Here is a 10,539-nt window from a genome sequence, read left to right on the forward strand (position 1 = left end):
TATCGCGCGCAAACCTGTGCCGCTCGCGCCGCCCCATGATGTGTGGGAGCGCATGCGTCAAGGTTTCCAGTTGCAAGACGGCAACGACCAGAATCCGCGCATCGATCAGCAGCGTCTCTGGTACGCGAACAACCCTTCGTTCCTCGAAACCGCCGGTAACCGCGGCAGTCTTTACATGCACTACATCGTCGAGCGTCTTGAAGAACGCAACATGCCCCTTGAGCTGGCTTTGCTGCCGGTGATCGAGAGCGCGTACAACCCGATGGCCTTGTCGCGCAGCGATGCGGCGGGGATCTGGCAGTTCATTCCGTCCACCGGTCGGTACTTCAACTTGCGTCAGACCAATTTCTACGACGGCCGCCGCGACATCACTGCGTCCACCACGGCAGCGCTGGACTATCTGACCAAGCTGCACGACATGTTCAACGGCGACTGGCTGCTGGCACTGGCGGCTTACAACGCTGGCGAAGGCACGGTCAGCCGCGCCATCGAACGCAACGACAAGCTCAACCTGCCCACCGACTACTGGAACCTGCCGCTGCCGCAGGAAACCCGCGACTACGTGCCGAAACTTCTGGCACTGTCCCAGGTGGTCATGTCGCCAGATGCCTACGGCGTCAACCTCAGCCCGATCGACAACAAGCCGTACTTCCAGGTCGTCGAACTGAATCAGCGCATGGACCTGTCGAAAGTCGCCGCCATGGCGAACATCGACGAAGACGAGCTGGTGCAGCTCAACCCCGCCTTCAAGAAGCGTCTGACCATCGACGGACCCCAACACCTGCTGGTGCCGACGTCGAAATCCCAGTTGCTGACCACCAACCTGTCCAACATGAAGCCTGAAGAGCTGGTCGACTGGCAGCAATACCGCGTGCGTCCGGGCGACAGCCTGGCCAGCATCGCCAGCCGCTACAAGGTGTCGACCAGCACGCTCAAGGACATCAACAAGCTGTCCGGCAATCAGGTGAAACGCGGCCAGGCGCTGACGATTCCGGTGCAGCCGGGCATGCAGTTTGCGACGCCGGTGTTCGAAGAAGTCGCCGAGGTGGACGACAAGCCGGCGCGCACCCGCAGCTACAGGGTGAAGAAGGGCGACAACCTGGTGCAGATCGCGCGCATCAACAAGGTCGACGTCAAGGATTTGCAGCACTGGAACAAACTGTCCGGCCAGAACCTCAAGGTCGGCCAGACGCTGGTCATGCAGGACACCAGCAAACCGGCGAGAGCCAGCTCCCGTGCCGTGGCCAAGGCTGATAACAGCGCCAAGGGCGAGAACGCCGGCAAGAAGTCGATGCAGTACAAGATCCAGAAAGGCGATTCGATGTATTTGGTCGCCAAGCGCTTCAACGTCGAAATGCAGCACCTCAAGCGCTGGAACCCGCGCAGCGGCCAGGCCCTCAAGCCAGGGCAGACATTGACGGTGTACCTGCCGCACTGATGAGTCGCAGGCAACGCCAACGCTCTTTGTAGGAGCGCGCTTGCCCGCGAACGCGGTGTTTCAGACACTGCTGTGCTGGCTGACACACTTTTATCGCGGGCAAGCGCGCTCCTACAGGTCGTGCAACGTTCAAGATGCCCCCCCGCCCCGCCCTTTTTCCAGCCGATACAAGCTGTTACTGTGACCGACCGCTGCCTGGATCGACCGCCGACTTGATACGTCACCTGCTGCTGACTTTCAGCCTGGTCTTGAGCACGACAGCCGCCGCGACCATCAGCGAAAGCCATGGTTACGCACAATTCGGCGTCCTCAAGTACCCTGCCAGCTTTACGCATTTCGACTGGGTCAATCCTGAGGCGCCGAAGGCTGGCACCCTGCGAATCATGGCCAACGGCACGTTCGACACCCTCAACCCCTACACCTTCAAGGGCAGCAGCCCGATTTCGACCCCCAACTTCGGCCAGTACGGCGTCAGCGAGCTGAACGAACCGCTGATGGTCGGCACCGGCCAGTACGATCCCTCCGGCGATGAACCCACCTCCAGTTATGGCCTGATCGCCAAAACCGTCGAGTACAGCGACGACCGCAGCTGGGTGGTGTTCAACCTGCGCCCCGAAGCGCGCTTTCACGACGGCAAGCCGATTACGGCCTACGACGTGGCGTTTTCCTACAGAACGTTGCTGAAGGACGGTCACCCGCAGTACCGCACCGCGTTGCAGGAAGTGCAGCGCGTGGACATCCTCAACCGCCACCGCATTCGTTTCGTGTTCAAGCGATCCGGCAACCCATTATTGATTCTGCGGCTCGGCGAGCTGCCGGTCCTGCCACAGCATTACTGGAAGAACCGCGACTTCAAGGCCACCTCCTTCGAGGCCCCGTTGGGCAGCGGCCCCTACCGCATCACCCAGGTGCGGCCGGGCCGCAGTCTGGTATTCGAGCGGGTGAAGGACTATTGGGGCAAGGACCTGCCGGTCAACCGCGGCAAGTACAACTTCAACCGCGTCGAGGTGGAGTTCTACCGCGACGCCGACGTGGCGTTCGAAGCATTCAAGGCGGGCGAGTTCGACATCTACATCGAGCATCAGGCGAAGAACTGGCTCACCGGTTATGACTTTCCGGCGGTGACCGAGGGCAAGGTGATCAAGGCGCAGATCCCGCACCAGATCCCCACGCAGACCCAAGGGCTGTTCATGAACACCCGTCGCGGCACGTTCGCCGATATCCGCGTGCGCGAGGCACTGGGGCTGATGTTCAACTTCGAGTGGACCAACCGCACGCTGTTCAACGACGCCTATATGCGCTCGACCAGCTACTACCCGAACAGCGAATTCACCTCCAGCGGCCTGCCCGCCGGCCGCGAATTCCTGATGCTCGCGCCATACCGCGAGCAATTGCCGGCCAAGCTGTTCACCCAGCCCTTCGCCGTGTCAAAAACCGACGGCGGTGGCGTGCCCCGCGACTCCATCCGCAAAGCGCTGAAACTGCTGGCCGACGCGGGCTGGACATTCACCGAGCGCGGCTTGACCAACAGCGCAGGGCAGCCGTTGCGTTTCGAAATACTTCTGGTCAATCCCAACCTAGAACGAATCCTTCAGCCCTACATCGAAGACCTCACGCGGATCGGCATCGACGCGCACCTGCGCACCGTTGACCGCGCCCAGTACAAACAGCGGCTGGACCAGTTCGATTTCGACATGATTCTGATGACCCTCAACCAGACCCTCAGTCCGGGGCTGGAGCAATGGCAGTATTTCCATTCCAGCCAGGCCAGCATCAAAGGCAGCAAAAACTACGCCGGCGTTGCCAACCCGGTGGTCGACAACCTGCTCAACCAGTTGCTGGCGGCCAAAACCCGGGACGACCAGGTGGCAGCGACCCGCGCTCTGGATCGGGTGTTGCTGTGGCAGCACTACATGATCCCCAACTGGTACCTCAATAATCATCGTCTGGCGTACCGCAACCGGTTCGCCATGGTCACCACCCCGCCCTACACCCTGGGCCTGCGTGCGTGGTGGCTCAAGCCTTCGGAGAAAACCCAATGACTGCCCTGCGCTCCCTGACCCGCGCCGGCGGCCTGTTTCTGAGTCCGTTCGTGCTGGCCCCGCTGCTGCTCGGCGTGACCTGCGCAGCCCAGGCGGCTCCGCAACACGCCATCACCCTGTACAACGAAGCGCCGAAATACCCCGCCGACTTCAAGCATTTCGATTACGTGAACCCTGACGCCCCAAAAGGCGGAATTCTGCGCAGCGCCGGTTTTGGTGGCTTCGACAGCCTCAATCCATTCATCAGCAAAGGCGTGCCTGCCGACGACATCGGACTGATCTACGACACCCTCGCCCGCCAGGGCCTGGACGAGCCGTTCACCGAATACGGGCTGATCGCCGGCAAGATCGAAAAAGCGCCGGATAACAGCTGGGTGCGTTTTTATCTGCGCCCCGAAGCGAAATTCAACGACGGTCATCCGGTCCGCGCCGAAGACGTTGTGTTCAGCTTCGAAACGCTGATCAAGGACGGCTCGCCGCTGTACCGCAGTTACTACGCCGACGTGGATCAGGCCGTCGCCGAAAACCCGACCACGGTGCTGTTCAAGTTCAAGCACAACAACAACCGCGAACTGCCGCTGATCCTCGGCCAGTTGCCAGTGCTGCCCAAGCACTGGTGGGCCAGCCGCGACTTCAGCAAGGGCAACCTGGAAATTCCCCTGGGCAGCGGGCCGTACAAGGTGGTCGAGGTCAAGGCCGGACGCTCGGTGCGCTACGAGCGGGTCAAGGATTACTGGGGCAAGGACCTGCCGATCAACAAGGGCTTCTACAACTTCGACCGGCTGTCCACCGACTACTACCGCGATAACACGGTAGCTCTCGAAGCATTGAAAGCGGGTGCTTTCGACTTCTGGCAGGAAATGGCGGCGAAGAACTGGGCAACGGCCTATGACGTTCCGGCTGTCAGAGAAGGCCGTCTGATCAAGGAAGAAATTCCCAACGGCAATCCCCAAGGCATGCAGGGTTTCATCTTCAACCTGCGCAAGCCGATGTTCCAGGACGTGCGCGTGCGTCAGGCCCTCAGCCTGTTGCTCGATTTCGAGTGGACCAACAAGCAGCTGTTCTTCGGCACCTACACCCGCACCAAAAGCTACTTCGACAATTCCGACATGGGCGCCAAAGGCCTGCCGACGCCTGCCGAACTGAAGATTCTCGAACCCCTGCGCGGCAAGCTGCCGGAATCGGTGTTCTCAGAAGAGTTCAAGCTGCCAGTCACCGATGGCAGCGGCATCATCCGCGAGCAACAGCGCAAGGCGTTTCAGTTGCTCAAGGAGGCCGGCTGGAAAATCGTCGGCGACAAGATGGTCGACACCGACGGCAAGCCCGTCACCATCGAGTTTCTGCTCGCCCAGACCGAATTCGAGCGCGTGCTCCTGCCGTACAAGCGCAACTTGGCCGACATCGGCATCGATCTGGAAATCCGCCGGGTCGACGTGTCGCAGTACATCACCCGCCGCCGCTCACGGGACTACGACATGATCGTCGGCAGTTTCCCGCAATCGAGCTCGCCGGGTAACGAGCAGCGCGAATACTGGGATTCCTCCGCCGCCGACAAGCCGGGCAGCTACAACGTCATCGGCCTCAAGGACCCGGCCGTCGACACGCTGGTGAACGGCTTGATCAACGCCGACTCGCGCCAGAGCCTGATTGACCACACCCGCGCCCTCGACCGTGCGCTGCTGTGGGGCTACTACGTGATCCCGAACTGGCACATCAAGACCTGGCGCGTGGCGTACTGGGATCACCTGGGCCACCCGGGCAAAACCCCGCTCTACGACATCGGCACCGTGACGTGGTGGGTCAAACCCGACGCGACGCCGGCCATTCCCGTGCAGGTCGCGCCAGATCAGATGCCGGCCGACGCCGAGTCAGCCAAAGGCACGGAGCAATAACATGCTGGCCTACATTCTGCGGCGTCTGCTGCTGATCATTCCGACACTGTTCGGCATTCTGTTGATCAACTTCGTCATCATCCAGGCCGCACCGGGTGGTCCGGTGGAGCAGATGATCGCCAAGCTCGAAGGCTTCGAAGGCGCCACCAGCCGCATCGCCGGTGGCGGCGCGGAAGTCTCGGTGGCGGGCTCGACCTATCGCGGCGCCCAGGGCCTGGACCCGGGCCTGATCAAGGAAATCGAGCACATGTACGGCTTCGACAAATCGGCACCGGAACGCTTGTGGATCATGGTCAAGAACTACGCCCATCTGGATTTCGGCGACAGCTTCTTTCGCGACGCCAAGGTCATCGACCTGATCGTCGAGAAGATGCCGGTGTCGATCTCCCTCGGGCTGTGGAGCACGCTGATCATGTACCTGGTGTCGATCCCCCTGGGGATCGCCAAAGCCACGCGCCACGGCAGCCATTTCGACGTCTGGACCAGCTCGGCGATCATCGTCGGCTACGCCATTCCGGCGTTCCTGTTCGCCATCCTGCTGATCGTGGTGTTCGCCGGCGGCAGTTATTTCGACTGGTTCCCGTTGCGCGGGCTGACGTCGAGCAACTTCGACGAAATGAGCTGGCTGGGCAAAGTGGGCGACTACTTCTGGCACCTGGTGCTGCCGATCACCGCGCTGGTCATCGGCAACTTCGCCACCATGACCCTGCTGACGAAAAACAGCTTTCTCGATGAAATCGGCAAGCAATACGTGATTACCGCCAAGGCAAAGGGCCTGACTCAACGGCGAGTCCTTTACGGGCACGTGTTCCGTAACGCCATGCTGCTGGTGATCGCGGGTTTCCCATCGGCGTTCATTGGCATCTTCTTCACCGGTTCCCTGCTGGTGGAAGTGATCTTCTCCCTCGACGGCCTTGGCCTGATGAGCTTTGAAGCCGCGATCAACCGCGATTACCCGGTGGTGTTCGGCACGCTGTTCATCTTCACCCTGCTCGGGCTGGTGGTGAAACTGATCGGCGACCTGACCTACACGCTGGTTGACCCACGCATCGACTTCGACCGCAGGGATCATTGATATGACGTTGTCCCCTCTCAATCGACGCCGTTTCGAACGCTTCAAGGCCAACAAGCGTGGCTGGTGGTCGCTGTGGCTGTTTCTGATCCTGTTCGGCGCAAGCCTTGGCGCCGAACTTATCGCCAACGACAAACCCCTGGCGGTGCGCTACGACGGCGAGTGGTACTTCCCGGTGTTCAAGCGCTACCCGGAAACCACCTTCGGCGGTGAATTCCCGCTGGAGGCCAACTACAAGAGCCCCTACATCAAGGAGCTGCTGGCGGCCAAAGACGGCTGGACGCTGTGGGCGCCGATTCCGTTCAGCTACCAGAGCATCAACTACGACCTGAAAGTCCCGGCCCCTGCCCCGCCCTCGCGGGAAAACCTGCTGGGCACCGACGATCAGGGCCGCGACGTGCTGGCGCGGGTGATCTATGGCTTCCGCGTGTCGGTGCTGTTCGCCCTGACGCTGACGATCCTCAGCTCGATCATCGGCGTTATCGCCGGGGCCCTGCAGGGTTTCTACGGCGGCTGGGTGGACCTGATCGGCCAGCGCTTTCTGGAAATCTGGTCCGGGCTGCCGGTGCTGTACCTGTTGATCATCCTCGCCAGCTTTGTGCAGCCCAACTTCTGGTGGCTGCTGGGTATCATGCTGCTGTTCTCGTGGATGAGCCTGGTGGACGTGGTGCGCGCCGAGTTCCTGCGTGGCCGCAACCTCGAATACGTGCGCGCCGCTCGGGCGCTGGGCATGGAAAACGGCGCGATCATGTTCCGCCACATCCTGCCCAACGCGATGGTGTCGACCATGACCTTCATGCCGTTCATTCTCACCGGCGCGATCGGCACGCTGACCGCGCTGGACTTCCTCGGCTTCGGCCTGCCCGCCGGCTCGCCTTCGCTGGGCGAACTGGTGGCCCAGGGCAAATCCAACCTGCAGGCGCCGTGGCTGGGCATCAGCGCCTTCGCCGTGCTGGCGATCATGTTGAGCCTGCTGGTGTTCATCGGCGAATCCGCCCGCGACGCATTCGACCCGAGGAAATGAGATGAATCAGGACAATCTGATCGAGATTCGCGACCTCTCCGTCGAATTCGTGAACGGCACCAACGTGCAGCGGGTGGTCGAAGGCATCAGCTTCGACATCCGCAAGGGCGAAACCCTGGCACTGGTCGGCGAAAGCGGATCGGGCAAGTCAGTCACCGCCCATTCGATCCTGCGATTGCTACCCTACCCGCTTGCGCGCCACCCGACCGGAACGATTCGCTACGCCGGTGACGACCTGATGAAGGTCAGCGAGAAGCGCCTGCGCGGCATCCGCGGCAACCGCATCGCGATGATCTTCCAGGAGCCGATGACCTCGCTGAACCCGCTGCAGTCCATCGAAAAGCAGGTCAATGAAGTCCTCGGGTTGCACAAGGGTTTGACCGGCAAAGCCGCGACGAGGCGCACGCTGGAGCTGCTGGAGCTGGTGGGCATTCCGGAGCCGGCAAAGCGCTTGAAGGCCCTGCCCCATGAACTGTCCGGCGGCCAGCGCCAGCGGGTGATGATTGCCATGGCCCTGGCCAACGAACCCGAATTGTTGATCGCCGATGAGCCGACCACCGCGCTGGACGTCACGGTGCAGCTGAAAATCCTTGAGCTCCTTAAGGAATTGCAGGCCCGCTTGGGCATGGCCTTGCTGCTGATCAGCCACGATTTGAACGTCGTCAGGCAAATTGCCAACCGAGTATGTGTCATGCAGCGCGGTTGCATCGTCGAACAGGCATCGTGCGAAGAGCTGTTCCGCGCGCCGCAGCATCCGTACACCCGTGAACTGCTCAGCGCCGAGCCCAAAGGCGGGCCGGCGAACAATCCGCCGGGCGCGCCAATGCTGGAAGTCGAAGACCTGCGAGTATGGTTTCCGATCAAGAAAGGCGTGTTCAAGCGCACGGTCGATCACGTCAAGGCGGTCGACGGCATCCACTTCAGTCTGCCCAAGGGCCAGACGCTGGGGATTGTCGGCGAGAGCGGCTCCGGCAAATCAACGCTGGGCCTGGCGATCCTGCGGTTGATTCGCAGCGAAGGCGAGATACGCTTTCACGGGCAATCGCTGGCGGAGATGAATCAGCATCAGGTCAGGCCGCTGCGGCGGCAGATGCAGGTGGTGTTTCAGGACCCGTTCGGCAGCCTCAGTCCGCGCATGTCGGTGTGTGACATCGTTGGCGAAGGCCTGCGGATCCACAAGATGGGCACGCCGGTGGAGCAGGAGGCGGCGGTGATCGAAGCGCTCAAGGAAGTGGGTCTGGACCCGGCGACCCGGCACCGCTACCCCCACGAGTTTTCAGGGGGACAGCGGCAAAGAATCGCCATTGCCCGGGCATTAGTGTTAAAACCGGCGCTGATTTTGCTGGACGAGCCGACTTCGGCCCTCGACCGCACCGTTCAGCGTCAAGTGGTGGAGCTGTTACGCTCCCTGCAAACCAAGTACAACCTGACGTATTTGTTCATCAGCCATGATCTGGCGGTGGTCAAGGCGTTAAGCCACCAACTGATGGTGGTCAAGCAAGGCCAAGTGGTCGAACAAGGTGTGGCAGAAGACATCTTCGCCGCACCGCAACATCCTTATACACAGCAGCTGCTGGAGGCCGCCTTCTTGGCGCCGGCAGCTGTCGATTAACCTGAAGAGGAACAAAACAATGGGTTTTCTCGCCGGTAAGCGCGTCCTGATCGTCGGTGTCGCCAGCAAATTGTCCATCGCATCCGGTATCGCTGCCGCCATGCACCGTGAAGGCGCTGAGCTTGCCTTCACGTATCAGAACGAAAAACTCAAGAAGCGCGTCGAGGAATTCGCCGAGAGCTGGGGTTCGAACGCTGATCTGTGCTTCCCTTGCGACGTCGCCAGCGACGAAGAAATCGCCAAGGTTTTCGAAGAGCTGAGCAAGAAGTGGGACGGTCTGGATTGCATCGTGCACTCCGTTGGCTTCGCACCGGGCGACCAGCTGGACGGTGACTTCACCCAAGCCACCACCCGTGAAGGTTTCCGTATCGCTCACGACATCAGCGCCTACAGCTTCGTGGCCCTGGCCAAGGCCGGCCGCGACCTGATGAAGGGCCGCAATGGCAGCCTGCTGACGCTGTCGTACCTGGGCGCCGAGCGCACCATGCCGAACTACAACGTGATGGGCATGGCCAAGGCCAGCCTTGAAGCCGGTGTTCGTTACCTGGCCCGCAGCCTCGGCCCTGAAGGTACACGCGTCAACGCGGTATCGGCTGGCCCGATCCGTACCCTCGCGGCTTCGGGTATTTCGAACTTCCGCAAGATGCTGGCGGCAAACGAGGCGCAGACTCCATTGCGTCGCAACGTGACCATTGAAGAAGTGGGCAACGCAGGCGCTTTCTTGTGCTCTGACCTGGCGTCCGGTGTCAGTGGCGAGATCATGTACGTCGACGGTGGTTTCAACACCACGGCGATGGGTGATCTGGAAGGTTGATGGTTGCTTGGCCGTCTTCAGAGTGATTACGCTCTGGAGACGGGTGCAGGACTTGTAAACGCCGGCTAGCTGGCAAAAGCGGTGGATCAGACGGCCATGGGGCTAGATGATCTGCCGCTTTTTTTCGCCTTGGGTTTCTTTGGTGAGATCGGCCCTGGAGTAGCGTGATAATTCCAGGCCGCGGGTGGCGCTGACAGGGTTCTGCCAGAGGCAGAACTGTTTCGCCTCCGGCGAGTTACTTGGAAAAGCACCCCAAGTAACCAAGGGTGCTTGCTCCTGGCTAGGCCCCTCGTTCCTCGGGGTTCCCTCACTCCGACGACGCTCCGTGGGCCCGCGCCGAACGGACATCCATGTCCTAGCGGCGCTCTCGCGGCATCCATGCCGCTCGGCCCACTCCGCGTCGTCTGCGTTCGGCCTGCACCCAAGTCGCGATACGCGTCGTCTGGGCTTTATGTGCTTGAAGATCAAGATCAAAAGCAAAGCAGGCAGATCAGAGGCTTCCCGGCTAAAGCCGGTCCCACGAAAAGCACCGCGTTCACCTCTTGGGACCGGCTTCAGCCGGGAAGCTGTTGATCTTGATTGCTTTGATCGTTCCCTCGCTCTGCGTGGGAATGCATCCCGTGACGCTCCGCGTCACCTCCCCGG

Annotated in this window: 7 protein-coding genes; all 7 read left to right on the top strand. The window is 61.2% G+C overall.

Annotation, left to right across the window (positions count from 1 at the left end):
- Position 1 precedes the first annotated feature (1 nt).
- The 7 genes from BMY98_RS17325 to fabI all read left to right on the top strand — a co-directional run bounded on the left by BMY98_RS17325 (position 2) and on the right by fabI (position 9,894).
- On the top strand, positions 2-1,438 hold the full coding sequence (locus BMY98_RS17325) for a lytic transglycosylase (protein ID WP_425438889.1): 1,437 nt from the start codon (positions 2-4) through the stop codon (positions 1,436-1,438).
- Between the two features lie 212 nt (positions 1,439-1,650).
- Entirely contained in the window at positions 1,651-3,480 is a 1,830-nt protein-coding gene (locus tag BMY98_RS17330) for an extracellular solute-binding protein (protein ID WP_074891209.1), read from the top strand.
- A complete protein-coding gene (locus BMY98_RS17335; RefSeq protein WP_074891210.1) occupies positions 3,477-5,372 on the top strand; it encodes an extracellular solute-binding protein in 1,896 nt (631 codons plus the stop codon). Before BMY98_RS17330 ends, BMY98_RS17335 begins: the two co-directional genes overlap by 4 nt.
- Before the next feature lies 1 nt (position 5,373).
- On the top strand, positions 5,374-6,447 hold the full coding sequence (locus tag BMY98_RS17340) for a microcin C ABC transporter permease YejB (protein ID WP_074891212.1): 1,074 nt from the start codon (positions 5,374-5,376) through the stop codon (positions 6,445-6,447).
- Position 6,448: 1 nt separating this feature from the next.
- On the top strand, positions 6,449-7,468 hold the full coding sequence (locus BMY98_RS17345; RefSeq protein WP_074891214.1) for an ABC transporter permease: 1,020 nt from the start codon (positions 6,449-6,451) through the stop codon (positions 7,466-7,468).
- A 1-nt stretch (position 7,469) separates the two neighbouring features.
- Complete coding sequence (locus BMY98_RS17350) at positions 7,470-9,080, top strand: ABC transporter ATP-binding protein (RefSeq protein WP_074891215.1); 1,611 nt, start codon at positions 7,470-7,472, stop codon at positions 9,078-9,080.
- A 19-nt stretch (positions 9,081-9,099) separates the two neighbouring features.
- The gene (gene fabI, locus BMY98_RS17355; protein WP_037013635.1) at positions 9,100-9,894 is read left to right on the top strand and encodes an enoyl-ACP reductase FabI; all 795 of its coding nucleotides are present in this window, start codon (positions 9,100-9,102) and stop codon (positions 9,892-9,894) included.
- Positions 9,895-10,539: the final 645 nt, after the last annotated feature.

Origin of the sequence: Pseudomonas graminis (genome assembly GCF_900111735.1) — a bacterium.
Taxonomy (GTDB): Bacteria; Pseudomonadota; Gammaproteobacteria; order Pseudomonadales; family Pseudomonadaceae; genus Aquipseudomonas; species Aquipseudomonas graminis.